Below are 25,729 nucleotides of genomic sequence, written 5' to 3' on the forward strand. Positions count from 1 at the left end.
GGTGCCCCCGCGCCAAAATGGGCGGCGGTCAGAAGCGCAGGAACGGGTCGATCGCCACGGACACGAAGAGCAGCGTCACGTACGTGATCGAGTAGTGGAACAGGCGCATCGGCTTCAGCGCCGCCCCCGACACTCCGCGCTTCGCCCGGCCGAGCAAGCGGTGCGCCTCGGTCAGGAACACGGCACCGAGCACCACGGCCGCGACCGCGTAGAACCAGCCGGTGGGCGCGACGGGCACCAGCAGCAGGGAGCAGAGCACCATCGCCCACGAGTAGGCGACGACCTGACGAGCCACTGCCAGGTCGGAGGCCACCACCGGCAGCATCGGGACGCCGGCACTCGCGTAGTCGTCCTCGAACCGCATCGACAGCGGCCAGTAGTGCGGCGGCGTCCACAGGAAGATGACCCCGAACAGCACGAACGGCGCCCAGTCCAGGGAGCTGGTCACCGCGGCCCACCCGATCAGCACCTGCATGCAGCCGGCGGCACCGCCCCACACGATGTTCTGCGGCGTCCGACGCTTGAGCAGCATCGTGTAGACGAAGACGTAGAACAGGTTCGCGGCCAGGGCCAAGCCGGCGGACAGCCAGTTGACCAGCAGTCCCAGCCACAGCACCGACACGATGCCGAGCACGACGCCGAACACCAGCGCCTCGCGCGGCGAGACCTCACCGGTGGCGAGCGGCCGCTGGCGGGTGCGGTGCATGACCTGGTCGATGTCGCGGTCCAGGTAGCAGTTCAGGGTGTTGGCACTCCCCGCCGCCAGCGTGCCGCCCACGAGCGTCGCCAACACCAGCCACGCCGGGGGCAGCCCTTCGGCGGCCAGGAACATCGTCGGCACCGTCGTCACCAGCAGCGTCTCGATGATCCGCGGCTTGGTGAGGGCGACGTACGCCCGGATGGTCCGCGAGACCGAGCGACGGCCCGCAGGCACCGTTGGCGCGGTTCCCGGCGGCGCAGGCCGCAGCGGGGAACGGGGGTCGGTCGCGGTCACGGGTCCTCTGGTGCGCTGGACGGCAAGGCTTCGGCGACGCCGGACGGCGCGCTCGACGTCCCTCATGCTACCGCCGCCGCATCGGGCCCAGGGCCGGGGATGCGGGTGTCGGGCGCAGGTCTAGGCTCGAAGCGAGCGCCCGACGGCGCCTCACCCCGTGCCAGGAGAGGAACCTCACGTGAGCGAGCTGACCACACCAGGCCGATCGAGCGAGCTCGCTCCCCCGACCGCCTCGAGCGCCGGGTGGACCGAGACCGACGTCCGCGCCGTGGACACCGTCCGGGTGCTGGCCGCGGACGCCGTGCAGAAGGTCGGTAACGGCCACCCGGGGACGGCGATGAGCCTGGCCCCCGTCGCCTACCTGCTGTTCCAGAACGTGATGCGGCACGACCCGGCCGACGACCAGTGGCTCGGCCGGGACCGCTTCGTCCTGTCCTGCGGGCACTCCAGCCTGACGCTCTACATCCAGCTCTACCTGTCCGGCTACGGCCTGCAGCTCTCCGACCTCGAGTCGCTGCGCACGTGGGGCTCCCAGACCCCCGGGCACCCCGAGCACCGGCACACCCGCGGCGTGGAGATCACGACCGGCCCGCTCGGCCAGGGCCTGGCCAGCGCGGTCGGCATGGCGATGGCGGCCCGGCGCGAGCGCGGGCTGCTCGACCCGGACGCCGCCCCCGGCGAGAGCCCGTTCGACCACCACGTCTACGTGCTCTGCTCGGACGGCGACATCATGGAGGGCGTCACCGCCGAGGCGAGCTCGCTGGCCGGCCACCAGGAGCTCGGCAACCTCGTGGTGATCTACGACAAGAACCACATCTCCATCGAGGACGACACGGACGTGTCGTTCAGCGAGGACGTCGCGGCCCGGTACGAGGCGTACGGCTGGCACGTGCAGTCCGTCGACTGGACGACGTCCGGCTCCTACGTGGAGGACGTCGACGCGCTGCTGGCCGCGATCGAGGCCGCGAAGGCGGAGACGTCGCGCCCCTCGTTCATCTCGCTGCGCACCATCATCGGCTGGCCGGCCCCGACGAAGCAGAACACCGGGAAGGCGCACGGCTCCGCGCTCGGTGACGCCGAGGTCGCGGCCACCAAGGAGTTGCTGGGCTTCGACCCGGCGCGCTCGTTCCAGGTGGACGACGACGTGCTGGCCCGGGCCCGGGAGGTCGGCGACCGCGGGCGCGCGGCCCACGAGGAGTGGGAGGGCTCGTACGAGGCCTGGCGCGCCGCCAACGCGGACGCCGCGACCCTGCTCGACCGGCTGAGCGCCCAGCGGCTGCCGGACGGCTGGACCGACAGCATCCCCGAGTTCGACCCGGACCCCAAGGGCCTGGCCACCCGCGCGGCGTCCGGCAAGGTGCTCGGCGCGCTGGCCGACGTCCTGCCCGAGCTCTGGGGCGGCTCGGCCGACCTGGCCGAGAGCAACAACACGACGATGGAGGGCCAGCCGTCCTTCATCCCGGCGAACCGGCAGACCAAGGACTGGCAGGGCGGCCCCTTCGGGCGCACGATGCACTTCGGCATCCGCGAGCACGCGATGGGCTCGATCCTGAACGGCATCGCGCTGCAGAGCCTGACCCGGCCCTACGGGGGCACCTTCCTGGTCTTCAGCGACTACATGCGCCCGGCCGTACGCCTCGCCGCACTGATGAAGCTGCCCGTCACCTACGTCTGGACGCACGACTCCATCGGGCTCGGTGAGGACGGGCCGACCCACCAGCCCGTCGAGCACCTCGCGGCGCTGCGTGCCATCCCGGGCCTGGACGTCGTCCGGCCCGCCGACGCGAACGAGACGGCCTGGGCGTGGCGCACCATCCTGGAGCACACGGACCGACCGGCCGGGCTGATCCTCAGCCGGCAGAACCTCCCGATCGTCGACCGCGGCGAGGGCGGCTTCGGGTCCGCGGAGGGTGTGGCGCGCGGCGGCTACGTGCTGGCGGAGGCGGACGGTGACGCCCCCGGCGTGATCCTCGTGGCCACCGGCTCGGAGGTCCAGCTCGCCGTCGCTGCCCGCGACGTGCTCCAGGCCGAGGGGACGCCCACCCGGGTGGTCTCGATGCCGTGCCGCGAGTGGTTCGCCGAGCAGCCGCAGTCCTACCGGGACGAGGTGCTCCCTCCGACGGTGCGCGCCCGGGTCAGCGTGGAGGCCGCCGTCGGCCAGGGCTGGCGGGACGTCGTCGGCGACGCCGGGCGGATCGTCTCGCTCGAGCACTTCGGCGCCTCTGCCGACTACCAGACCATCTTCCGCGAGTTCGGCTTCACCGCCGAGCACGTGGCCGCGGCCGCGCGTGAGAGCTACACCGAAGCAACCGGTGGGCTCGGCGCCGTGCGACCGGGCGGGTCCCCGTCGGCGTCCGCGCCGACGTCCGGGGGCACCGCCGACCGACCCTGAGCGTCGATCCCCTTTCGCCCCGACCCACCCCTTCCGGGAGGAACCCCATGACCGACGCACTCGCCCAGCTGTCCGAGGCCGGCGTATCCGTCTGGCTCGACGACCTGTCCCGTGAGCTGCTGAACGACGGCAGCCTGCAGCGGCTCATCGACGAGAAGCACGTCGTCGGCGTGACGACGAACCCGACGATCTTCGCCTCGGCGCTGTCCAAGGGCGACGCCTACGACGAGCAGGTGCGCGCCCTCGCTGCCGACGGCCAGGACGTCGCCGCCGCCATCTACGCCATCACCACGGACGACGTCCGCAACGCGTGCGACGTGCTGCGTCCCGTCTACGACCGGACGAACGGCCAGGACGGCCGGGTGTCGATCGAGGTCGACCCGGGCCTGGCGCACGACACCGGCGCGACCGTCGAGATGGCCAAGCGGCTGTGGGCCACCGTCGACCGGCCGAACGTGATGATCAAGATCCCCGCCACCGTCGAGGGACTGCCCGCCATCTCGCAGGCCATTGCGGCCGGGATCAGCGTCAACGTCACGCTGATCTTCGCGCTCGACCGCTACCGCGGGGTCATGCAGGCCTTCCTGACCGGCCTGGAGCAGGCCCGTGAGGCCGACATCGACCTGTCGACGATCCGCTCCGTCGCGTCGTTCTTCGTGTCCCGGGTCGACACCGAGATCGACCCGCGGTTGGACGAGATCGGTTCTGACGAGGCGAAGGCACTGCGCGGCAAGGCGGCTGTGGCCAACGCCCGGCTCGCCTTCCAGGCGTTCGAGGAGGTCTTCGGCACCCCGCGCTGGCAGGTGCTGGCCGAGGACGGCGCCCACCCGCAGCGCCCGCTCTGGGCCTCGACCGGGGTCAAGAACCAGGCCTACTCGGACACGCTGTACGTCACCGAGCTCGTCACGGACGGCACCGTCAACACCATGCCCAGCTCGACCATGGACGCCGTGTTCGACCACGGCCAGATCCACGGCGACACGGTGCGCGGCGAGTACGACGACGCCCGCAAAGTGCTGGACGCGCTGGAGCGGCTCGGCATCTCCTACGGCGACGTGACCGCCGTCCTGGAGCGCGAGGGCGTCGAGAAGTTCGTGAAGAGCTGGGACGAGCTGACCCGGACGGTCGAGGACGAGCTCACCCAGAAGGCCGGCCAGTGAGCCCTGCGGACGGTTCCGCGGGGGCCGTCCTGGCCTGGGCCAAGGGCGGCGGCGGTGCCACCACCGAGGTGACCGCCACCGGCGAGGCGGCGGACGCGGTGCGTGCGCACGTGCCTGCGCTGGTGGACGAACGTTTCGCCTCCCGGCTGTTCGCGCAGGACGCGACGCTCTGGGGGCCCGAAGCCGAGTCCGAGTCCGCGATCCGGCTGTCCTGGGTGGGCCTGGGCCAGTCCTCGCGACCGTTGGTGGACGAGGTCGCAGCGATCCGGGCCGACCTCGGACCGGACGTCGACCACGTGGTCCTCGCGGGCATGGGCGGCTCGTCGCTCGCACCGGAGGTCATCTGCGCCACGGCCGGCGTCCCGCTGACCGTCCTGGACTCCAGCGACCCGGACTACGTCCGCGCCGCCCTCGGGGACCGGTTGGAGCGCACCGTGCTGGTCGCCTCCAGCAAGTCCGGCGGCACCGTCGAGACGGACAGCCAGCGCCGCGCCTACGAAGGTGCCTTCCGGGACGCCGGGATCGACCCGACCGAGCGGATCGTCGTCGTCACCGACCCCGGCTCCCCGCTCGAGGCCTCGGCCCGGGCCGCCGGCTACCGCGTCGTCCTCGCCGACCCGAACGTCGGCGGACGCTACTCGGCGTTGACCGCGTTCGGCCTGGTGCCGAGCGGGCTGGCCGGGGTCGACATCGGCGCGCTGCTCGACGAGGCCGACTCCGTGGCCGGCCTGCTGGCCGAGGACGCCGAGGGAAACCCGGCCCTGGTGCTCGGCGCCGCCCTGTCCGGGGTGGACCCGAAGGGCTCGACCGGGCGCCGGGACAAGCTGGCCCTGGCCGCCGACGGCACCTCCGTCGTGGGATTCGGCGACTGGGCCGAGCAGCTCGTCGCCGAGAGCACGGGCAAGCAGGGCACCGGACTGCTCCCGGTCGTCGTCGAGGGTCCGCAGGCACCGGAGGTGCGGTGGCCGGCGTCCGACGTCCTGCCCGTGCTGCTCGTCGCCGCTGACGGGGACCCGGCGTCCGAGCCTGGCGAAGGCGACGGCACCGATGGCGCCGCGCAGAACGCCACGACGATCAGCGTGGGGGGTTCGCTCGGTGCGCTGATGCTGCTCTGGGAGGCGGCTACCGCCGTGGCCGGCCGGCTGCTGGGCATCAACCCGTTCGACCAGCCGGACGTCGAGAGCGCCAAGAAGGCCGCCCGCGGCATGCTCGAGGGCACGCCCGAGACCGGCGAGCCGGACCTGGTGGACGACGGCATCGAGCTGCGCGGGACGCCCGGCCTCCTCGACGGGGTCAGTGACCTGCCCGGTGCGGTCGCCGCACTGCTCGACCGGCTGGAGCCCGGCCGCGGGTACCTCGCGGTGATGGCCTACCTCGACCGGGCCGAGCAGGCCGAGCTCGCGGACGTGCGCGCCCCGCTGGCGTTGCGCACCGAGCGGCCGACGACCTTCGGCTGGGGCCCGCGGTTCCTGCACTCCACCGGTCAGTACCACAAGGGTGGTCCGGCGATCGGCGTGTACCTGCAGGTCACGGGCGACCCGGCAGAGGACCTCGACGTCCCCGGCCAGCCGTTCAGCTTCGGCCACCTCATCGCCGCCCAGGCGGCCGGCGACGCGCAGGTGCTCGCCGACCACGACCGGCCGGTGCTGCGGGTCCACCTCACCGACCGGGCCGCCGGGGTCGCTCGTCTCCGGGAGGTTCTCAAGTGAGCCCTGCCCGGGTGGGGGCCGGTCAGAACCCGCTGCGCGACCCGCGCGACAAGCGGCTGCAGAAGATCGCCGGCCCGTGCAGCCTGGTCATCTTCGGCGTCACCGGTGACCTGGCGCGCAAGAAGCTGATGCCCGCCGTGTACGACCTGGCGAACCGCGGCCTGCTGCCGCCCGGCTTCTCGCTCGTCGGCTTCGCCCGGCGCGACTGGGCCGACCAGGACTTCGGGCAGATCGTCTACGACGCGGTCAAGCAGCACGCGCGCACGCCGTTCCGGGAGAACGTCTGGAAGCACCTCGCCGAGGGCTTCCGGTTCGTGCCCGGCGACTTCGACGACGACGCCGCGTTCGACCACCTCGCCGAGGTCGTGCGAGGCCTGGACACCGAACGGGGCACCGGCGGGAACCACGCCTTCTACCTGTCGATCCCGCCCAAGTTCTTCTCCCAGGTCTGCGAGCAGCTGGCCCGATCCGGCCTGGCCTCCCCCGAGCGCGAGACCTGGCGACGAGTGGTCATCGAGAAGCCCTTCGGGCACGACCTGAAGTCGGCCCGTGAGCTGAACGACGTGGTGTCCCAGGTCTTCCCGCCCGAGGCGGTCTTCCGGATCGACCACTACCTCGGCAAGGAGACCGTGCAGAACATCCTGGCGTTGCGCTTCGCGAACCAGCTGTTCGAGCCGATCTGGAACGCGCACTACGTCGACCACGTGCAGATCACGATGGCCGAGGACATCGGCATCGGCGGCCGGGCCGGCTACTACGACGGCATCGGGGCCGCCCGCGACGTCATCCAGAACCACCTGCTTCAGCTCCTGGCGTTGACCGCCATGGAGGAGCCCGTCTCGTTCGACGCCCAGGACCTGCGCGCCGAGAAGGAGAAGGTGCTGTCCGCCGTCCGGCTGCCGAAGGACCTCGGGTCGTCCACGGCGCGCGGTCAGTACGCGGCCGGCTGGCAGGGCGGTCAGAAGGTGATCGGCTACCTCGACGAGGACGGCATCAGCCGCAGCTCCGCCACCGAGACGTACGCCGCGATCAAGCTCGAGATCGACACCCGTCGCTGGGCCGGGGTGCCGTTCTACCTGCGCACCGGCAAGCGACTCGGCCGCCGGGTCAGCGAGATCGCGGTGGTCTTCAAGCAGGCGCCGCACCTGCCGTTCGAGACCACGGCGACCGAGGAGCTCGGGCACAACGCCCTGGTGGTGCGGGTGCAGCCGGACGAGGGCGTGACCCTGCGCTTCGGCTCGAAGGTGCCCGGGACGGCGATGGAGGTCCGCGACGTCACGATGGACTTCGGCTACGGGCACGCCTTCACCGAGTCCTCCCCCGAGGCCTACGAGCGGCTGATCCTGGACGTCCTGCTCGGTGAGCCGCCGCTGTTCCCACGGCACGAGGAGGTCGAGCTGTCCTGGCAGATCCTCGACCCGATCGAGAAGCACTGGAGCAAGTCCGGGCGACCGGACCCCTACCCCGCCGGGACGTGGGGGCCGCCCACCGCCGACGCGATGATGGCCCGCGACGGCCGGGTCTGGAGGCTGCCGTGATCATCGACCTGCCGAGCACCACCACGGCGGCGGTCAACCGCAAGCTGGTGGACCTGCGTGACTCCGGCGGGGCCATCGCCCTGGGCCGGGTGCTCACCCTGGTCATCGTCACCGACGAGGGCGAGTTCGAGGAGAGCATCGCGGCGGCGAACGACGCGAGCCGCGAGCACCCTTGCCGGGTCATCGTCATCGTCGAGGGCAACCGCCGCGGCGCCGAGCGGATGGATGCCCAGGTTCGCGTCGGCGGGGACGCCGGCGCCAGCGAGGTCATCGTGCTGCGCCTGTACGGCCAGCTGGCAGCGCACGCCGACAGCGTGGTGACGCCCCTGCTGCTGCCGGACTCCCCGCTGGTGGTCTGGTGGCCCGGCCAGGCCCCGAAGGAGCCGTCGAAGGACCCCGTCGGCCGGATGGCCCAGCGCCGGATCACCGACGCCGCCGCATCCGCCAACCCGCGCAAGGAGCTCAGCCGGCGACGCGACACCTACGCGGTCGGCGACACCGACCTGGCGTGGACGCGGGTCACCAAGTGGCGTGGCCTGCTCGCCGCGGCGCTCGACCAGCCGCCGTACAACCCGATCGAGCACATCACGGTCACCGGAGCCTCGGACAGCCCCAGCACCGACCTCTTGGCCGCCTGGCTGGCCGAGACGCTGCGCTGCACCGTGACCCGGGCTCGGACCAAGGCGGGCACCGGGATGGCCAGCGTGCGGCTCGCGCGGCGCAGCGGGCCCGTCGACCTCGTCCGGGCGGACGGCGCGATCGCCACCCTGACCCAGCCGGGCCAGCCCGACCGCCGGATCGCCCTCCCCCGCCGCGACCTCGCGGAGTGCCTGGCCGAGGAGCTCCGCCGGCTGGACCAGGACGAGATCTACATGGAGACGCTGCAGCGCGGCCTGGGGCGGCTCGACGCCGGCCGCTCCGTGACCGCCTCGCAGGCTGCCGCCGCCGGCGAGGCCAAGCCGCTGGCCGAGGCCAAGCAGGACGCACGGCGGGCCGGTCGCCGGGAGGCCGCGACGGCCCGGGCCATCCGGGAGGCATCGCCGGAGAAGGCAGCGACCAAGAAGGCAGCGACCAAGAAGCCCGCAACCAAGAAGACCGCAACCAAGAAGGCCACCCCCAGGAAGCCGAGCGCGAGGTGAGCGCCTCACCGCTGGTCGTGGTGCACCGGGACGCCGCCCTGCTGGCCGCTTCGGTGGCGGCGCGGCTGGTCACCCGGCTGGTGGACGCGCAGGCCGCGCGCGGCACCGCTCACGTGGTGCTGACGGGAGGGTCGGTCGGGACGGCTGTCCTGGCTTCCCTCGCCGAGAGCCCGGCCCGCGACGCGGTGTCCTGGCCCGACGTGCACGTCTGGTGGGGGGACGAGCGCTTCCTGCCGGCCGGACACCCCGACCGCAACGAGACGCAGGCCCGCGAAGCACTGTTGGACGGGCTGCGGCTGGACCCAGCGCACGTGCACCCCATGGGCGCCAGCGACCAGGCTCCGCACGTGGACGTCGACGCCGCAGCCGAGCGCTACGCGGAGGAGCTGGCCCGGGTCGCGCGGGCCGAGGGGACGAGCCGGGACGACGTCCCGGCCTTCGACGTCCTGCTGCTCGGGGTGGGTCCGGACGCGCACATCGCGTCGCTGTTCCCCGAGATGGCCGGGATCCACGAGGCGGATCGGACGGTCGTCGGGGTGCACGGCTCGCCGAAACCACCGCCGCTACGGGTCTCCCTGACCCTGCCCGCGATCAACCGGGCCGAGGAGGTCTGGCTGGTCGCCGCCGGAGCGGAGAAGGCCGATGCGATCGGCCTGGCCCTCAGCGGCGCCGGGCCGGTGCAGGCCCCGGCCGGGGCTGCTGGCGGACGACGCGCGACGGTCTGGCTGCTGGACCGGGCGGCGGCACAGCGCGTGCCACCAGCCTTGATCCGGCTGTCCAGCCCCTGAGCGGGGCGAACCGTCAGCGGATGAGGCCGCGGTCCCGCAGCTGCTGCAGCGCCTCGTCGAGGATCGCCTGACCGTCGGTGTCGCTGCGACGCTCCTTCACGTAGGCGAGGTGCGTCTTGTACGGCTCCACCTTGGGTGGGGCCGGCGGGTTCGCCTGGTCCTGCCCGGCCGGGAAGCCGCAGCGCGGGCAGTCCCAGGTCTCGGGGGCGGCCACGCCCTGCTCGTCCGCGAAGCTCGGTCGCGTCTCGTGCCCGTTGGCGCACCAGTAGGACTGGACGATCCGGGGAGCGGCATCGCCGCGCTCCGCCTCGCCCATCGGACCTGCACCTACCCGGCTACCCCGGATCGCGTTCCCGCCTGCCATGCACGTTCTCCCGTGTCTCGTGTGCGCTGGTGGTCACACCGACGCTGCGCGTCGGCGACCCCGTACTCAGGTGGCGGTGAACCGCTCGATCAACCCGATGCCGACGATGCACGCCGACCAGACCAGGGCGATGGCGATCGTGAAGCGATCAAGGTTCTTCTCGGCGATCGAGGAACCGCCGAGACTCGAGGTGACTCCGCCACCGAACATGTCGGACAGACCGCCACCCTTGCCCTTGTGGAGCAGGATGAGGAGGGTCTGGAACAGGCTGGTGATGACCAGCAGAACCTCAAGGCTGATGCGTACTGCGCTCACGAAAAGATCCGTCCGTCATCTGGGTCAGGGCCAAGGGCCGCGTCGTACCGTCACAGAGTACGCGGTGACGGCGCCAATCAGGACCTCGGGCGGTCTCAGCCGGTCCGGTGGTCACGGTAGCGGCAGATGCTCGCGAACTCGTCCGCCTTCAGGCTCGCGCCACCCACCAGGGCGCCGTCCACGTCCGGCTGCGCCATGATCGAGGCGACATTGGTGGACTTGACCGATCCGCCGTACAGCACCCGGACCGCGTCCGCGACGTCCCCGGACCAGATCTCCGCCAGGCGGGTGCGGATCGCACCGCACACCTCCTGCGCGTCCTCCGGGGTCGCCACCTCACCGGTGCCGATGGCCCAGACGGGCTCGTACGCGACGACCAGGCTCTTGCCCTGGGCCGCGGTGAGGCCGTCCACCGCCGCGTCGAGCTGAGCCAGGGTGTGCGCGCAGTGCTCGCCCGCCTGGCGAACCTCCAGCCCCTCACCGACGCACAGGATGGGCGTCAGGCCGTGCTGGTAGGCCGCCTTGACCTTCGCGTTGACCAGGGCGTCGTCCTCGCGGTGGATCTCGCGGCGCTCGCTGTGCCCGACGACCACGTACGTGCAGCCGAGCTTGGCGAGCATCGCGCCCGACACGTCGCCGGTGTACGCGCCCTCCGTGTGCGGGGAGAGGTCCTGGGCGCCGTACCTGATGTCCAGCTTGTCGCCGTCCACCAGGGTCTGGACGGTCCGCAGGTCGGTGAACGGCGGCAGCACCGTCACCTCGACGGCGGCGAAGTCGTGCTTGCCGTCCTTGAGCGTCCAGTCCAGCTTCTGGACGAGGTGCGCTCCCGCCAGGTGGTCCAGGTTCATCTTCCAGTTGCCCGCCATCAGCGGGACACGACCGGTCACGGTGCCGCGAGCCATCAGGTGGAACCTTTCGTCAGCTGTCGAGCACGGTCAGGCCGGGGAGCGTCTTGCCCTCGAGGTACTCCAGGCTGGCTCCCCCGCCGGTGGAGATGTGGCCGAAGGCCCCTTCGTCGAAGCCCAGGGTGCGCACGGCGGCAGCGGAGTCACCACCGCCGACGACGCTGAACGCGTCGGAGTCCACCAGCGCCTGTGCCACGGCCCGGGTGCCGTGGCTGAAGGGCTCGAGCTCGAACACCCCCATCGGGCCGTTCCAGAACACCGTGCTGGCGTCGGCGAGCCGGCTCGCGAACAGCCGCCCCGAGTCCGGCCCGATGTCCAGACCGAGGCGGTCCGCCGGGATCGCGTCCGCCGGGACGACGTCGTGCTCGGCGTCAGCCGCGAAGGCGGTCGCCGCCACGACGTCGGTCGGCAGCACGATCTCGACGCCACGCTCGCGCGCGGAGTCGAGGTAGCCGCGGACCGTGTCGAGCTGGTCCTCCTCCAGCAGGCTCTTGCCGACCTCGTGACCCTGGGCCTTGAGGAACGTGAACACCATGCCGCCGCCGACCAGGATGCGGTCCGCCGTGCCCAGCAGGTTCTCGATGACGCCGAGCTTGTCGGAGACCTTCGAACCACCCAGCACGACGACGTAGGGCCGGGCCGGGTCGACGGTCAGTCGCTTCAGGACCTCCACCTCGGCGAGCACGAGACCGCCCGCGGCGTGCGGCAGCCGCTGCGCGACGTCCACCACGCTGGCCTGCTTGCGGTGCACGACACCGAAGCCGTCGCTGACGAACGCGTCGGCCAGCTCGGCCAGCTGGTCCGCGAACGCGCCGCGCTCGGCGTCGTCCTTGCTGGTCTCCCCCGGGTTGAACCGGAGGTTCTCCAGCACGGCCACGTCGCCGTCCGCGAGACCGGCCACGACGTCGCGCCCGCTGTCGCCCACGGTGTCCGTCGCGAACGCCACGGGGGCGCCCAGCAGCTCGCCGAGGCGGCTGGCCACCGGCCGCAGCGAGTACCGGTCCTCCGGCGCACCCTTCGGACGACCCAGGTGCGCGCACACCACCACCCGCGCACCCGCGTCACGCAGGCGCTGGATGGTCGGCACGGACGCCCGGATCCGGCCGTCGTCCGTGATGGTCGTGCCGTCGAGCGGCACGTTGAGGTCGCTGCGGACGAGCACGCGCTTGCCGCGCAGGTCGCCCAGGTCGTCGATGGTCAGCACGTCAGCGTGACCGGTCAGAGCGTCGCGCCGACGTAGGTGACGAGGTCGACGAGGCGGTTGCTGTAACCCCACTCGTTGTCGTACCAGCCGACCACCTTCACCTGGTCGCCGATCGCCTTGGTGAGGCCGGCGTCGAAGATGCAGGAGGCCGGGTCGGTGACGATGTCGGAGGACACGATCGGGTCCTCGGTGTAGCGCAGGTAGCCCTTCAGTGGGCCCTCGGCGGCGGCCTTGACGGCGGCGTTGACCTCGGCAGCGGACACCTCGCGCGACAGGGTGACGGTCAGGTCGGTGGCCGAACCGGTGGGGATCGGGACGCGCAGCGCGTAGCCGTCCAGCTTGCCCTTGAGCTCGGGCATGACCAGGCCGATGGCCTTGGCCGCGCCGGTCGAGGTCGGCACGACGTTGATCGCGGCGGCGCGGGCCCGGCGCAGGTCCCGGTGCGGGCCATCCTGCAGGTTCTGGTCGCCGGTGTAGGCGTGCACCGTGGTCATCAGGCCGCGCTGGATGGTGAACGCGTCGTGGATCGCCTTGGCCATCGGGGCCAGGCAGTTCGTCGTGCAGGAGGCGTTGGAGATCACGGTGTGCGACGCGGGGTCGTACTGCTCGTGGTTCACGCCCATCACGACGGTCACGTCCTCGTTCGAGGCGGGTGCCGAGATGATGACCTTCTTGGCGCCGCCATCGACGTGCGCCTTCGCCTTGGTCGCGTCCGTGAAGAAGCCGGTGGACTCGATCACGACGTCCGCGCCGACGTCGGCCCACTTGAGGTTGGCGGGGTCGCGCTCCTCGAACACGCGGATGAGCTTGCCGTCGACGGTGATGCCCTCGTCGGTCGCGGTCACGTCCGCCGGCAGCCGACCCAGGATCGAGTCGTACTTGAGCAGGTGGGCGATGGTCGCGTTGTCGGTGAGGTCGTTGGCGGCGACGATCTCGATGTCGGCGCCGGACGCCACGACGGCGCGGAAGAAGTTGCGGCCGATGCGGCCGAAGCCGTTGATACCTACGCGGACGGTCACTGCGCTGCCTCCTGGGACGGGTACGCCGTACGGGCGTGGTCAGGGGTGGACGTCGACGGCGTCGTCGGCGTCCCGTCGACCCTATCGTCCTGGGCAGACGCGTCGCTGGGGCGTATCAGGCTTCGAGCATGTCCGCGGTCAGGTTGGCGTCCGTGCCCGGGACGCCCTCGTCGTCGGCCCGCTTGTCTGCCATCGCGAGCAGCCGCCGGATCCGACCGGCGACCGCGTCCTTCGTCATCGGCGGGTCGGCCAGGTGGCCGAGCTCCTCGAGGCTCGCCTGCTTGTGCGCCAGGCGCAGCTGGCCGGCCTCGCGGAGGTGGTCCGGGACGTCGTCCCCGAGGATCTGCAGGGCACGCTCGACCCGCGACCCCGCGGCGACCGCGGCCCGCGCGGAGCGCCGCAGGTTGGCGTCGTCGAAGTTCGCCAGCCGGTTCGCGGTGGCGCGCACCTCGCGACGCATCCGACGCTCCTCCCACGCCAGGACGGCGTCGTGCGCGCCGAGGCGGGTCAGCATCGCGCCGATCGCGTCGCCGTCCCGGATGACCACCCGGTCGACGCCTCGGACCTCACGGGCCTTCGCCTGGATGCCGAGCCGCCGGGCCGCACCGACCAGGGCCAGGGCAGCCTCCGGACCGGGGCAGGTGACCTCGAGCGCCGACGAACGGCCGGGCTCGGTCAGTGAGCCGTGCGCCAGGAACGCGCCGCGCCACGCCGCCTCCGCGTCGCACACGGCGCCGGACACGACCTGCGGCGGGAGGCCGCGGACCGGCCGGCCCCGACCGTCGATGAGGCCGGTCTGGCGGGCCAGGGCCTCGCCGTCCTTCACCACCCGCACGACGTACCGGGTGCCGCGGCGCAGACCGCCCGGCGCCAGCACCACCACGTCGCTCGCGTGGCCGTAGACGTCGGCGATGTCCCGGCGCAGCCGCCGCGCGGCCTGACCGGTGTCCAGCTCGGCCTCGACCACGATCCGCCCCGCCACGATGTGCAGGCCGCCGGCGAACCGCAGCGTCGCCGAGACCTCCGCCTTGCGGCAGCACTTCCTGGTCACCGGCAGGCGGCTCAGCTCGTCCTTCACCATCGCCGTCATCGCCATGCTGGCCATCCTGTCATTCTCGTCGGCCTCTCGGGCGCTTGATCAAACCCTCGTTGCGCGGACGCCGAGGCGGTCCGTCCAGCGGTCTGTCAGCGCAGCACGTCACGGTACGCCGCTGCGAGCCGCAGCGGGTCGTGCACCCCCGCCCGGCCGGTCTGGGCCACCGAGAACACCGCGAGGCTGGCGCCCAGCCGGGCCGCAGCGTCCTCCAGGTGGCGTCGGTCCGCCACCATCGAGGGGTCGGCCAGCACGACGTCCGCCCGCAGGTCGGGCTGGTGCTCGCGAACGGCGTCCAGCAGGTCCGCGCCGCTGAACCCACCGGTCTCCTTCTCGTCCACCAGATTCAGCGTGATCAGGGTCTTGGCCGAGGTGGTGCACAACGCGTCCGCGAGGTCCGGTACCAGCAGGTGCGGCATCACCGAGGTGAACCACGACCCCGGCCCGAGCACCACCCAGTCGGCCGAACGCACCGCCGCCACCGCTTCCTCGCAGGCGGGCGGCGCGTCCGGCACCAGCCGGACCGAGGTGACCCGTCCGGCCGTCACGGCGACCTCGGACTGACCCCGGACGGTGCGCACCGCGGTGACGTCGTCCGGATCCAGACCGACGACGTCCGCCTCGATCATCAGCGGGACCGAGCTCATCGGCAGGACGCGGCCCCGGGCGCCTAGCAGGCGGCCGACCCAGTCCAGGCCACCGACGGTGTCGCCGAGCAGCTCCCAGAGGGCGACGATCAGCAGGTTCCCCACGGAGTGGTGGTGCAGCTCCCCTTGGCTGGCGAACCGGTGCTGCAGCACGTCGCGCCAGGTACTGCCCCACTCGCCGTCGTCGCAGAGGGCGGCCAGGGCCATCCGCAGGTCGCCGGGCGGGAGCACTCCCAGCTCGCGTCGCAACCGGCCGCTGGAACCGCCGTCGTCCGCGACGGTGACCACCGCGGTGAGCTGGTCGGTCAGATGACGCAGCGCCCCCAGGGAAGCGGCCAGGCCGTGGCCCCCGCCCAGCGCGACGACCGCAGGCCGCGTCACTCCCGCCCCAGGTCGCGGTGCAGGGTGCCGACCTGGACCCCCAGCTCGGCCAGGCGCTCGGCCAGCGCATTGACCATGGCGACCGAACGGTGCTTGCCGCCGGTGCAGCCCAGCGCGATCGTCACGTAGCGCTTGCTCTCGTTCTCGTAGCCCACCAGCACCGGCTCGAGCGAGGACACGAACCGGTCCAGGAACACCGACGCACCGTCCTGCGCCATGACGTACTGGCTCACGCCCGCGTCGTTGCCGTTCAGCGGTCGCAGGTCGTCCACCCAGTAGGGGTTCGGCAGGAAACGCATGTCCAGCACGAAGTCCGCATCCAGCGGCAGGCCGTACTTGAACCCGAAGGACATGACGGTCGCCCGCAACCGGGGCAGCTCGCTGGCCTCGAAGATCTGCGACACCTTCGTCTTCAGCTGCGTGACGTTGAGGCCACTCGTGTCGATGACGACGTCCGCCCGCTCGCGGACGAACTCGAGCATCTCGCGCTCGCGGTGGATCGCGTCCAGGATGCGGCCGTTGCCCTGCAACGGATGGGGACGTCGGACGGACTCCTGGCGGCGCACCAGGACGTCGTCAGCGGCGTCGAGAAAGACCACCCGGGGAGCGGCTCCGCTGGTGCGCAGCTCGAAGAGCGCGTCCTGGAGGGCCTGGAAGAACGACCGGCTGCGCACGTCGACCACGGCCGCGAGCCCTGGCGCGTGTACCTCGTCGTCCGGGGTGCGCTCACGCGAGGCCAGCTGTACCAACGGGTTCAGCATCTGCGGGGGCAGGTTGTCGACCACGTACCAACCGAGGTCCTCGAGGACGTTGGCAGTGGTGGAGCGACCGGCACTGGACATCCCCGTCACGATCACCAGCTGCGGTTGCTGCGTCTGGTCCTGGCTCATGCGCTCCTGCCTCGTCGTTCGTCCCAGCCTATCGAGCGGCACCCCGTCAGTCGTCCAGAACCTCACCGGTGCTGAGGTTGACCGCGGGAACCGCGCCGGACGGTGCCGAGAGGGCGTCGACGACGGCCTGGGCGGTGGCCGGCCCGATGCCCGCGACCTGGCCGACCGCTTCGACGTCCGCCGCCTTGAGCTTCTTCAGGGAACCGAAGTGCTTCAGCAGCGCCGTCCTGCGGGTGGGGCCGAGGCCCGGGATGGAGTCCAGCGCACTGGTCGTCATCGAGCGCGACCGGCGCTGCCGGTGGTAGGTGATCGCGAACCGGTGCGCCTCGTCCCGGACCCGCTGCAGCAGGTACAGCCCCTCGCTGCTGCGCGGCAGGACCACCGGGTGGTCGTCGCCGGGCAGCCAGACCTCCTCGAGTCGCTTGGCCAGACCGACCAGTGACACCTCCTCGATGCCGAGGTCGGACAGCGCCCGGGCGGCAGCCGCCACCTGGGGCGGGCCGCCGTCGACGACGACGAGCTGGGGCGGGTACGCGAACTTCTGCGGGCGTCCGGTCTCCGGGTCGATGCCCTGGGCGATCTCGACGTCGCTGGCCTCGGCGCGCTCGTCCAGGTAGCGGCGGAACCGGCGGGTGATGACCTCGTTCATCCAGGCGGTGTCGTCCTGCCCCTCGGTACCGCGCACCGCGAACCGGCGGTACTCGGACTTGCGCGGCAGCCCGTCCTCGAAGACGACCATGGAGGCCACCACCTCGGTGCCCTGCAGGTTCGAGACGTCGTAGCACTCGATCCGCAGCGGAGCCTCTGGCAGGTCCAGCGCATCCTGCAGCTCCTTGAGGGCGACCGAGCGGGTCGTCAGGTCGCCGCCCCGGCGCGTCTTGTGCAGGTTCAGCGCCTGCCCGGCGTTCCGCTCGACGGTCTCGAGCAAGGCGCGCTTGTCACCGCGCTGCGGCACCCGCAGGTCGACCCGCGCACCGCGCAGCCCCTCCAGCCAGGCGGCGACCTCGTGGGAGTCGCGGGGCAGCGCGGGGACGAGCACCTCACGTGGCACCGCCTCCGGCGACTCCCCGTAGACCTGCTGCAGCAGGTGCTCGACGAGGTCGTCGGTCCCGACGTCCTCCACCTTCTCGACCACCCAGCCGCGCTGCCCGCGGATGCGGCCGCCGCGGACGTGGAACACCTGGACGGCGGCCTCGAGCTCGTCCTCGGCAAGGGCGAACACGTCGGCATCGGTGGCGTCGGCGAGCACCACGGCGCTCTTCTCGAGGGCGCGGTTGAGCGCGCCGATGTCGTCCCGCAGCCGGGCGGCGCGCTCGAACTCGAGCTCGGAGGACGCCTCCCGCATCTCACGCTCGAGTCGGCGGACGAACCGGCCCGTGTTGCCGGCCATGAAGTCGCAGAAGTCCTCGGCGAGGGCCTGGTGCTCCTCCGGCGTCACCCGACCGACGCACGGCGCCGAGCACTTGCCGATGTAGCCGAGGAGGCAGGGTCGCCCGACCTGACCGGCCCGCCGGAAGACGCCGCTGCTGCACGTGCGCACCGGGAAGACGCGCAGCAGGAGGTCGACGGTCTCGCGGATCGCCCAGGCGTGCGCGTACGGCCCGAAGTAGCGGGTGCCCTTGCGCTTGGCACCGCGCATGACCTGGACGCGGGGGAACTCCTCGCCCATCGTCACGGCCAGGTAGGGATAGGACTTGTCGTCCCGGTACTTGACGTTGAACCGGGGGTCGTACTCCTTGATCCAGGAGTACTCGAGCTGCAGGGCCTCGACCTCGGTCGCCACCACGGTCCACTCCACGCTGGCCGCCGTGGTGACCATCGTCTGGGTACGCGGGTGCAGCGCGGAGACGTCCTGGAAGTACGAGCTCAGTCGCGGGCGCAGGCTCTTCGCCTTGCCCACGTAGATGACGCGGCCGTGCTCGTCGCGAAAGCGGTAGACCCCCGGCTCGACCGGGATCTCTCCCGGGGCGGGTCGGTACGTCGAGGGGTCGGCCACGTCACCAACCCTACGTTTCGCCGCCGACAGACGTCAGGCGACGGTGATCTCGCCGTTCGCCACGCTCACCGGGACGGAGGCGAGCGGCTCCTTCGCCATGCTGTCGGCGGTCGGCGCACCGTCACCCACCGCGAACCGGCTGTTGTGGCACGGGCAGATGATGTAGCCGTCCGCGACACTGCTGACGGCACAGCCCTGGTGGGTGCACCGGGTGTTGAAGCCCTTGAAGTCGCCGGACGTCGGCTGGGTGACCACGACGTTCGAGCTCGCGAAGACCGTGCCTCCACCCACCGGGACGTCGGCGGACTTGCCGACCGGGCCGGCCTTCGCCGGGCCGGTCGACGTGGCTCCGCCGCCGTCGGAGGCGTCGCCGCACGCGGTCAGCGCGACTCCGGCGACAACGGCGGCGGATGCGCCCTGGAGCACGGCACGGCGGGTCGGGGCGGTGGATCCGGTCATGACTCTCCAGGGATCGGCGACGACGTCGGGGTCTTTCAGAGCAGCAAGTGTTCAGAGCAAGGCTGGGAATGCCCTGAACGGGACCTGCGCACGACCTCTCGGGTCAGCGCGCCCTCTTGGCGGTGGTCTTCTTCGCGGTGGTCTTCTTCGCGGTCGTCTTCTTCGCGGTCGTCTTCTTCGCGGTCGTCTTCTTCGCGGTCGTCTTCTTCGCGGTCGTCTTCTTCGTGGTCGTCTTCTTGGCGGTCGCCTTCTTCGCGGGCTCCGCCTTGGCCGTGGTGGCGCGCCGCGACAGCAGAGCCGCGGCGACCGGACGCGCACTCCCGACCGGGACGGCGCGTCGGCCGGCCAGCACGGGCGCGAGGAACTCACCCGTGTAGCTGCTCGGGTGCGCAGCCACCTCCTCCGGGGTGCCCTCCGCGACGACGACACCGCCGCCCGAGCCGCCCTCTGGGCCCATGTCGACGATCCAGTCGGCGCTCTTGATCACGTCGAGGTTGTGCTCGATCACAATGACCGTGTTGCCCTTGTCAACGAGTCCTTGGAGCACCAGGAGGAGCTTGCGGATGTCCTCGAAGTGCAGTCCCGTCGTGGGCTCGTCGAGGACGTACACGGTGCGACCCGTCGACCGCTTCTGCAGCTCGCTGGCCAGCTTGACCCGCTGGGCCTCCCCACCGGACAGCGTGGTGGCCGGCTGGCCCAGCCGCACGTAGCCCAAGCCCACGTCGACCAGCGTGGTCAGGTGCCGGCTGATCGCCGGGACGGCCGCGAAGAACTCGGCGGCCTCCTCGATCGGCATGTCCAGCACGTCCGAGACCGTCTTGCCCTTGAAGTGCACCTCGAGGGTCTCGCGGTTGTACCGCGCCCCGTGGCACACCTCGCAGGGCACGTAGACGTCGGGCAGGAAGTTCATCTCGATCTTGATGGTGCCGTCGCCGGAGCAGTTCTCGCAGCGGCCGCCCTTGACGTTGAACGAGAACCGGCCGGGCAGGTAGCCCCGGACCTTCGCCTCGGTCGTCTCGGCGAAGAGCCGCCGCACGTGGTCGAACACACCGGTGTACGTGGCCGGGTTGCTCCGCGGCGTGCGACCGATGGGGCTCTGGTCGACGTGCACCACCTTGTCGAGGTGGTCCAGGCCCTTGACGGTGCGGTGCCGCCCGGGGACGTGCCGAGCGCCGTTGAGCTTGTTCGCCATGACGTTGTAGAGGATGTCGTTGACCAGGGTCGACTTTCCGGAGCCCGAGACCCCGGTGACCGCGACGAAGCAGCCAACCGGGAACGAGACGTCGATGCCCTGGAGGTTGTGCTCTCGGGCACCGACCACGGTGATCTCGCGGTCACCGTCCACCGGACGACGCTCGGCCGGAAGTGCGATCTCGCGTCGTCCGGAGAGGTACTGCCCGGTCAGCGACTCCTTGTGGCTGAGCAGCTTGGCCACCGACCCCGAGTGCACGACGTGGCCACCGTGCTCCCCCGCACCCGGACCGATGTCGACGACCCAGTCGGCGTGCCGGATGGTGTCCTCGTCGTGCTCGACGACGATCAGGGTGTTGCCGAGGTCCCGTAGCCGGGTCAACGTGCCGATCAGGCGGTGGTTATCGCGCTGGTGCAGCCCGATGCTGGGCTCGTCCAGCACGTACAGGACCCCCACGAGGCCCGACCCGATCTGGGTGGCGAGCCGGATGCGCTGCGCCTCCCCGCCGGACAGCGTGCCCGATGCCCGGTCGAGCGACAGGTAGTCCAACCCGACGTCGAGCAGGAAGCCGAGCCGAGCCTGGATCTCCTTCAGGACCCGCTCAGCGATCTGCTTCTCGCGGGCGGTCAGCGTCAGGGTGTCGAGGAACTCGGCGCACTCCCCGATCGGCTTGGCGCACACGGCGGAGATGGACAGGCCGCCGAGCAGCACGGCCAGGGACTCGGGCTTGAGCCGGGCCCCACCGCAGACCGGGCAGGGGACCTCGCGCATGTACCCCTCGTACCGCTCGCGGCTCCACTCGGACTCCGTCTCGGAGTGGCGGCGCTGCACGAACGGGATGGCCCCCTCGAAGCCCGTCGTGTACGAGCGCTCGCGACCGAACCGGTTGCGGTACCGGACGTGCACCGAGTAGTTCTCGCCGTGCAGCAACGCCTCCTTGGCCCGCTCCGGCAGCGCCCGCCAGGGGACGTCCGTGGCGAAGCCGAGCTGGTCGGCCAGCGCCGTCATCAGCCGCTGGAAGTACTCCGCCGAGCCCTGGGTCCACGGCGCGATGGCACCCTCGGCGAGGGTTAGCTCGTCGTCCGGGACGAGCAGCTCCGGGTCGACCTCGAGCCGGGTACCCAGGCCGGTGCACTCCGGGCAGGCCCCGAACGGGCTGTTGAACGAGAACGAGCGCGGCTCGATCTCGTCCATGGCCAGCGGGTGGTCGTTCGGGCAGGCCATCTTCTCCGAGAACCGGCGCTCCCGGTGCGGGTCCTTCGCGTCCGCGTCCACCAGCTCGACGACGACGATCCCACCGGCCAGGCCGAGTGCGGTCTCGACCGAGTCGGTGAGCCGGCGCTTGGCTGACGCCTTCGCCACCAGCCGGTCGATCACGACGTCGATCGTGTGCTTGAGCTTCTTCTCCAGCTTCGGCGGCTCAGCCAGCGCCACGACCTCGCCGTCGACCCTGGCCCGCGAGAAGCCCTTCGACTGGAGCTCGCGGAACAGGTCGGCGTACTCGCCCTTGCGGTCGCGCACCACGGGCGCCAGGACCTGGAACCGGGTACCTTCCGGGAGCTCCAGCAGCCGGTCCACGATCTGCTGCGGCGTCTGCCGGGTCACCGCCTCACCGCAGACCGGGCAGTGCGGACGTCCTGCCCGCGCGTAGAGCAGGCGCAGGTAGTCGTAGACCTCGGTGATCGTGCCCACCGTGGAGCGCGGGTTTCGAGAGGTCGACTTCTGGTCGATCGAGACCGCCGGCGACAGGCCCTCGATGAAGTCCACGTCCGGCTTGTCCATCTGACCGAGGAACTGCCGCGCGTAGGCCGAGAGTGACTCGACGTACCGCCGTTGGCCCTCGGCGAAGATGGTGTCGAACGCCAGCGAGGACTTTCCGGAACCGGACAGTCCGGTGAAGACGATCATGGCGTCGCGCGGAAGATCGAGCGAGACGTCCTTGAGGTTGTGCTCGCGCGCGCCACGCACGATGAGGCTGTCAGCCACGGTGGGCTCGCTCCTGCAGGTCGAGAACGTGTCCGGCGTGCTCGGCGAACCGACCGGACGGGTCGCGACCATGCTAGGTCGACCCACCGACAACGGCCTTGTCGGCGTCCGTCCCGGGAGTAGGTTCGGCCCATGACGGCCTTCGCGGACGACCCGTTGCTCGCCCATCTGTCCGAGCAGACTGACCGCCTGCTGAGCACGATCAACGAGCTGACGGACGAGCAGGCCCGTGGTCCGTCCCTCCTGCCCGGGTGGACCCGTGGGCACGTGCTGGCGCACCTCGCGCGCAACGCGGACGGCCTGGGCAACGTCGCTCGGACGGCGATCACCGGGCGGGTGACGCCCATGTACGAGTCCGCCGCGCAGCGCGATGCTGACATCGAGGCTGATGCGGATCGCTCAGCGTCCGACCACGAGTCCGACGTGGAGGCCTCGGCCGAGCGGCTGCTCGCGCTGCTCGCCGACATCCCGGCGGACCGGCTCGACGTGCAGGTGCCCAGCGGTCGCGGACCGACGATCACGGTCGCCACGCTGCCCTGGGTCAGGCTGCGCGAGGTGGTCTACCACCACGTCGACCTGGACGCCGGCTTCACCATGGCGGACGCCCCTGATCTCGTCCTGCGCGGCGGCCTGGCTGAGTGCCCCGCCCGGCTGGCGGACGCCACCCCCGGGGCGACCATCACGGCGCAGTTCGCGGACTCCCCCGACGAGCGGCTCGTCATCGGCGACGGCAGTGTCGCCGTCGCCGGTCCCGCGCACGAGGTGCTCGGCTGGTTGACCGGGCGCTCGTCGGGCTCCGGCCTCGACACCGGCCAGGACGACCTCCCAGCCCTGCCGAGCTGGGGCTGAGTGCCCGGGCAGGCACGGGCGCGCTAGCGTCGCCCGCATGAGCGACTACAGCGGCGACGTCGTCCAGGGTGGGCCAACTGCGGTGCGCGAGCTCTCGCACCTGGTGGTCCGCAAGGCGAGCGTCAGCGAGCAGGACAACAACGCGTACCTGCTGACGTGCGTCCAGACCGGCGAGCAGCTGCTGGTCGACGCCGCGGACGACGCCCCGCGCCTGCTGGCCCTGATGAACGAGGGGACCGGCTGGTTGGACGCCGTGGTCACCACGCACCAGCACTGGGACCACCACCGCGCGCTGCCCGAGGTTGTCGCGCACACCGGCGCACGGGTGGCCGCGGGGGCGGACGACGCCGAGGCCCTGCCGGTCCCGGTCGGCGAGCTCCTGCACCACGGCGACCGGGTGACGTTCGGGAACATCACTCTCGAGGTCATCTACCTGCGCGGCCACACGCCCGGTTCGGTCGCGCTGCTCTACCGCGACCCCGACGGTGTGCCGCACCTGTTTACCGGCGACTCACTGTTCCCCGGTGGCGTCGGCAACACCCAGGGGGACGCCGAGCGGTTCGCCAGCCTGCTCACCGACGTCGAGCAGCGCATCTTCGACGTGCTGCCGGACGAGACCTGGTTCTATCCGGGCCACGGTGCCGACTCCACGCTCGGCGAGCAGCGCCCGCACCTCGCCGAGTGGCGCGAGCGCGGCTGGTAGCTCAGGAGTCCACGCCTGCCTTGCGCTCGTCGCGACGCGTCTTGGCCAGGCTCGCGACGGCGGTCACGGCCAACGTGCCGACTATGACCACGAGGGACAGCCAGATGGGGATGTCCGGAGCCCAGTGCACCGGCTCGCCACCGTTGATGAACGGGACCTCGTTCTCGTGCAACGCGTGCAGGATGAGCTTGATGCCGATGAAGAAGAGCAGGAACGACAGCCCGATGCCCAGGTAGACCAGGCGCTGCAGCAGACCACCGATGAGGAAGTACAGCTGGCGCAGCCCCATCAGGGCGAACACGTTGGCCATGAGGACCAGGTACGGCTCCTTGGTGAGCCCGTAGATGGCCGGGATCGAGTCCAGCGCGAACAGCAGGTCGGTGGTGCCCAGGGCGACGAGCACGATGGCCATCGGGGTGATCAGCCGCTTGCCGTTCTCGACGACCGTCAGCTTGACCCCGTGGTACTGGTCCGTGGCCGGCAGGTGGTTGCGCGCCCAGCGGATCAGCGCGTTCTCCTGGTAGTCCTCCTCGCCGCTCTGGCCCTCACGCGCCAGGTGGATCGCGGTGTAGACCAGGAACGCGCCGAAGAGGTAGAAGACCCAGCTGAAGTTGTTGATGGCGGCGGCGCCGATGAAGATGAAGATCCCGCGGAAGATCAGGGCCAGGATGATCCCGATCAGCAGGGCGGTCTGCTGGTACTGCCTGGGGACGGCGAACTTGGACATGATGATGATGAAGATGAACAGGTTGTCCACCGACAGGCTGTACTCGGTGAGCCACCCGGCGAAGAACTCCGCACCGAACTGCGCGCCGGCGAACACCCAGACCCCGATACCGAAGAGCACAGCGAGGCCGACGAAGAACGCCAGGTGACGCGCGGACTCCCCCGTCGACGGCTCGTGCGGGCGTCGCCCGATGATGAACACGTCGATCAGCAGGAACGCCATCGCGATGCCGACGGTGGTCAGCCAGACCCAGGTGGGTACGTTCACGAGCACAAGCCTCCGGTCAGTCGAGGCGCGTCGACCCGGACGGACGACGCGCTGCTGCCGGAGGTCTCTCCCACCCGTAGGGGGCCGACTCCCCGGGCCCGGCGCACGAGGCGCCGCAGCCGTGATGACGAGGATGCCGTCAGGGGATACTCCCCTCCGTCGAACGCCGTCAGTCTACCCGCTGCTCGGTGGCAGCCGCGCCAGCAGGGAGCGGGCGTCGTGCGGTGCGTAGCCCTTGACGTCGTTGTCGAAGTAGAGCAGGACGTCGACCCCCTGCTCGACCCAGCCGCGAACCCGCTCCGCCCAGCCGTCGAGCGCCGCCGGCGAGTAGCCGCTCGCGTACAGCTCCTTGTCGCCGTGCAGCCGGGCGTACACGAAGTCCGCCGTGACCTCCTCCAGCATCGGCCAGTGCCGGGCTGAGTCGGCCACCACCAGCGCGACGGAGTGGGAGCGCATGAGCTGGACGGCCTCCGCGGAGCCGAAGCTGGGGTGCCGGGCCTCGACGGCGTGCCGCACCGGCCGGGTGGCCGACGTCGTCGTGACGGCCTCCGGGACACGCTCGTCGTGTCGCGCGGCGAGGTCGGCCGCCTGCCGGCTGTCCCGGGGCAGCAGCCTCAGGAACGCGTCGACCAGCTCGGCGTCGAACGGCAGGTTCGGTGGTAGCTGCCAGAGCACTGCGCCCAGCTTCTGCTCCAGCGCGAGCAGCCCGGTGGCGAAGTAGTTCGCGACAGCCACGTCCACGTCCTTCAGCCGCTTCATGTGCGTGATGAACCGGCCACCCTTGACGGAGAACACGAAGTCGTCGGGTGTCTGCTCCGCCCAGTGCCGGAAGGTCGCCGGCTTCTGCATCGCGTAGAAGGTGCCGTTCACCTCGATCGACGTCAGCTGACGGGATGCGTACTCGAGCTCACGCCGCTGCGCGAGCCCCTTCGGGTAGAAGTCGCCCCGCCAGGCCGGGTACGTCCACCCGGCGATGCCGATCCTGGCGGTCGCCCGCTGTCGCTGGGTCACC

22 protein-coding genes are annotated in these 25,729 nt (G+C 71.3%); 8 read left to right on the top strand and 14 right to left on the bottom strand.

Annotated elements, in window-relative coordinates; all coding sequences use genetic code 11:
- Positions 1 to 28: 28 nt before the first annotated feature.
- On the bottom strand, positions 29 to 934 hold the full coding sequence (locus ABEB17_RS12240) for a heme o synthase (protein ID WP_345716974.1): 906 nt from the start codon (positions 932 to 934) through the stop codon (positions 29 to 31).
- A 238-nt stretch (positions 935 to 1,172) separates the two neighbouring features.
- Between ABEB17_RS12240 and tkt the strand changes: the two genes are divergently transcribed.
- From tkt to pgl, 6 genes are all read left to right on the top strand, one after another.
- Positions 1,173 to 3,386, top strand: a complete 2,214-nt coding sequence (gene tkt / locus ABEB17_RS12245) for a transketolase (protein ID WP_345716975.1) — start codon at positions 1,173 to 1,175, stop codon at positions 3,384 to 3,386.
- Positions 3,387 to 3,433: 47 nt separating this feature from the next.
- Entirely contained in the window at positions 3,434 to 4,546 is a 1,113-nt protein-coding gene (tal, locus tag ABEB17_RS12250; protein ID WP_345716976.1) for a transaldolase, read from the top strand.
- A 68-nt stretch (positions 4,547 to 4,614) separates the two neighbouring features.
- Complete coding sequence (locus tag ABEB17_RS12255; RefSeq protein WP_345717342.1) at positions 4,615 to 6,255, top strand: glucose-6-phosphate isomerase; 1,641 nt, start codon at positions 4,615 to 4,617, stop codon at positions 6,253 to 6,255.
- Positions 6,252 to 7,793, top strand: coding sequence for a glucose-6-phosphate dehydrogenase (gene zwf / locus ABEB17_RS12260; RefSeq protein WP_345716977.1), 1,542 nt, complete (start codon positions 6,252 to 6,254; stop codon positions 7,791 to 7,793). The genes ABEB17_RS12255 and zwf overlap by 4 nt, the downstream gene beginning before the upstream one ends.
- A complete protein-coding gene (gene opcA / locus ABEB17_RS12265) occupies positions 7,790 to 8,932 on the top strand; it encodes a glucose-6-phosphate dehydrogenase assembly protein OpcA (protein WP_345716978.1) in 1,143 nt (380 codons plus the stop codon). The genes zwf and opcA overlap by 4 nt, the downstream gene beginning before the upstream one ends.
- Positions 8,929 to 9,720 carry a 6-phosphogluconolactonase gene (gene pgl / locus ABEB17_RS12270; protein ID WP_345716979.1) on the top strand — a complete coding sequence of 264 codons (792 nt, stop codon included), beginning with the start codon at positions 8,929 to 8,931 and terminating at the stop codon, positions 9,718 to 9,720. Before opcA ends, pgl begins: the two co-directional genes overlap by 4 nt.
- Before the next feature lie 13 nt (positions 9,721 to 9,733).
- On the opposite strand, the gene ABEB17_RS12275 is transcribed toward pgl, so the two are convergent.
- From ABEB17_RS12275 to uvrA, 11 genes are all read right to left on the bottom strand, one after another.
- Complete coding sequence (locus ABEB17_RS12275; protein WP_345716980.1) at positions 9,734 to 10,084, bottom strand: RNA polymerase-binding protein RbpA; 351 nt, start codon at positions 10,082 to 10,084, stop codon at positions 9,734 to 9,736.
- 66 nt (positions 10,085 to 10,150) lie between these two features.
- Positions 10,151 to 10,399 (bottom strand): preprotein translocase subunit SecG, encoded by a 249-nt coding sequence (secG, locus tag ABEB17_RS12280; RefSeq protein ID WP_345716981.1) that lies wholly within the window; start codon positions 10,397 to 10,399, stop codon positions 10,151 to 10,153.
- A gap of 95 nt (positions 10,400 to 10,494) precedes the next feature.
- Positions 10,495 to 11,301: a triose-phosphate isomerase gene (tpiA, locus tag ABEB17_RS12285; RefSeq protein ID WP_345716982.1), complete on the bottom strand. Its 807-nt coding sequence runs from the start codon at positions 11,299 to 11,301 to the stop codon at positions 10,495 to 10,497.
- A gap of 16 nt (positions 11,302 to 11,317) precedes the next feature.
- The gene (locus ABEB17_RS12290) at positions 11,318 to 12,508 is read right to left on the bottom strand and encodes a phosphoglycerate kinase (protein ID WP_345716983.1); all 1,191 of its coding nucleotides are present in this window, start codon (positions 12,506 to 12,508) and stop codon (positions 11,318 to 11,320) included.
- Positions 12,509 to 12,522: 14 nt separating this feature from the next.
- Positions 12,523 to 13,527 carry a type I glyceraldehyde-3-phosphate dehydrogenase gene (gene gap, locus ABEB17_RS12295; protein WP_345716984.1) on the bottom strand — a complete coding sequence of 335 codons (1,005 nt, stop codon included), beginning with the start codon at positions 13,525 to 13,527 and terminating at the stop codon, positions 12,523 to 12,525.
- Between the two features lie 115 nt (positions 13,528 to 13,642).
- Complete coding sequence (gene whiA, locus ABEB17_RS12300) at positions 13,643 to 14,623, bottom strand: DNA-binding protein WhiA (RefSeq protein WP_345717343.1); 981 nt, start codon at positions 14,621 to 14,623, stop codon at positions 13,643 to 13,645.
- Between the two features lie 89 nt (positions 14,624 to 14,712).
- Complete coding sequence (locus ABEB17_RS12305; RefSeq protein ID WP_345716985.1) at positions 14,713 to 15,648, bottom strand: gluconeogenesis factor YvcK family protein; 936 nt, start codon at positions 15,646 to 15,648, stop codon at positions 14,713 to 14,715.
- Positions 15,645 to 16,538 (bottom strand): RNase adapter RapZ, encoded by an 894-nt coding sequence (gene rapZ, locus ABEB17_RS12310; protein WP_345716986.1) that lies wholly within the window; start codon positions 16,536 to 16,538, stop codon positions 15,645 to 15,647. Before rapZ ends, ABEB17_RS12305 begins: the two co-directional genes overlap by 4 nt.
- Before the next feature lie 46 nt (positions 16,539 to 16,584).
- Positions 16,585 to 18,534 carry an excinuclease ABC subunit UvrC gene (gene uvrC / locus ABEB17_RS12315; RefSeq protein WP_345716987.1) on the bottom strand — a complete coding sequence of 650 codons (1,950 nt, stop codon included), beginning with the start codon at positions 18,532 to 18,534 and terminating at the stop codon, positions 16,585 to 16,587.
- Between the two features lie 33 nt (positions 18,535 to 18,567).
- On the bottom strand, positions 18,568 to 18,993 hold the full coding sequence (locus tag ABEB17_RS12320; protein WP_345716988.1) for a Rieske (2Fe-2S) protein: 426 nt from the start codon (positions 18,991 to 18,993) through the stop codon (positions 18,568 to 18,570).
- 103 nt (positions 18,994 to 19,096) lie between these two features.
- Positions 19,097 to 22,171 carry an excinuclease ABC subunit UvrA gene (uvrA, locus tag ABEB17_RS12325; protein ID WP_345716989.1) on the bottom strand — a complete coding sequence of 1,025 codons (3,075 nt, stop codon included), beginning with the start codon at positions 22,169 to 22,171 and terminating at the stop codon, positions 19,097 to 19,099.
- 132 nt (positions 22,172 to 22,303) lie between these two features.
- Here uvrA and ABEB17_RS12330 point away from each other — a divergent pair, with 132 nt between their 5' ends.
- Positions 22,304 to 23,020 (top strand): maleylpyruvate isomerase family mycothiol-dependent enzyme, encoded by a 717-nt coding sequence (locus ABEB17_RS12330; protein WP_345716990.1) that lies wholly within the window; start codon positions 22,304 to 22,306, stop codon positions 23,018 to 23,020.
- Between the two features lie 37 nt (positions 23,021 to 23,057).
- Complete coding sequence (locus tag ABEB17_RS12335; protein ID WP_345716991.1) at positions 23,058 to 23,723, top strand: MBL fold metallo-hydrolase; 666 nt, start codon at positions 23,058 to 23,060, stop codon at positions 23,721 to 23,723.
- 1 nt (position 23,724) lies between these two features.
- Here the strand turns inward: ABEB17_RS12335 and ABEB17_RS12340 are convergent, their stop codons facing one another.
- Both ABEB17_RS12340 and ABEB17_RS12345 read right to left on the bottom strand, forming a co-directional pair.
- Positions 23,725 to 24,717: a TerC family protein gene (locus tag ABEB17_RS12340; RefSeq protein WP_345716992.1), complete on the bottom strand. Its 993-nt coding sequence runs from the start codon at positions 24,715 to 24,717 to the stop codon at positions 23,725 to 23,727.
- A 174-nt stretch (positions 24,718 to 24,891) separates the two neighbouring features.
- Positions 24,892 to 25,728: a DUF72 domain-containing protein gene (locus tag ABEB17_RS12345; protein WP_345716993.1), complete on the bottom strand. Its 837-nt coding sequence runs from the start codon at positions 25,726 to 25,728 to the stop codon at positions 24,892 to 24,894.
- Position 25,729 lies beyond the last annotated feature (1 nt).

The organism is Angustibacter luteus (assembly GCF_039541115.1).
GTDB classification, from domain to species: Bacteria; Actinomycetota; Actinomycetes; order Actinomycetales; family Angustibacteraceae; genus Angustibacter; species Angustibacter luteus.

What these genes read in the sequence shown, in the direction of transcription:
- tal (WP_345716976.1), top strand. Translation starts at nt 3,434, where the DNA reads ATGACCGACGCACTCGCCCAGCTGTCCGAGGCCGGCGTATCCGTCTGG.
- ABEB17_RS12275 (WP_345716980.1), bottom strand. Translation starts at nt 10,084, where the DNA reads ATGGCAGGCGGGAACGCGATCCGGGGTAGCCGGGTAGGTGCAGGTCCG.
- tpiA (WP_345716982.1), bottom strand. Translation starts at nt 11,301, where the DNA reads ATGGCTCGCGGCACCGTGACCGGTCGTGTCCCGCTGATGGCGGGCAAC.
- whiA (WP_345717343.1), bottom strand. Translation starts at nt 14,623, where the DNA reads ATGGCGATGACGGCGATGGTGAAGGACGAGCTGAGCCGCCTGCCGGTG.
- rapZ (WP_345716986.1), bottom strand. Translation starts at nt 16,538, where the DNA reads ATGAGCCAGGACCAGACGCAGCAACCGCAGCTGGTGATCGTGACGGGG.
- ABEB17_RS12320 (WP_345716988.1), bottom strand. Translation starts at nt 18,993, where the DNA reads ATGACCGGATCCACCGCCCCGACCCGCCGTGCCGTGCTCCAGGGCGCA.
- ABEB17_RS12330 (WP_345716990.1), top strand. Translation starts at nt 22,304, where the DNA reads ATGACGGCCTTCGCGGACGACCCGTTGCTCGCCCATCTGTCCGAGCAG.
- ABEB17_RS12335 (WP_345716991.1), top strand. Translation starts at nt 23,058, where the DNA reads ATGAGCGACTACAGCGGCGACGTCGTCCAGGGTGGGCCAACTGCGGTG.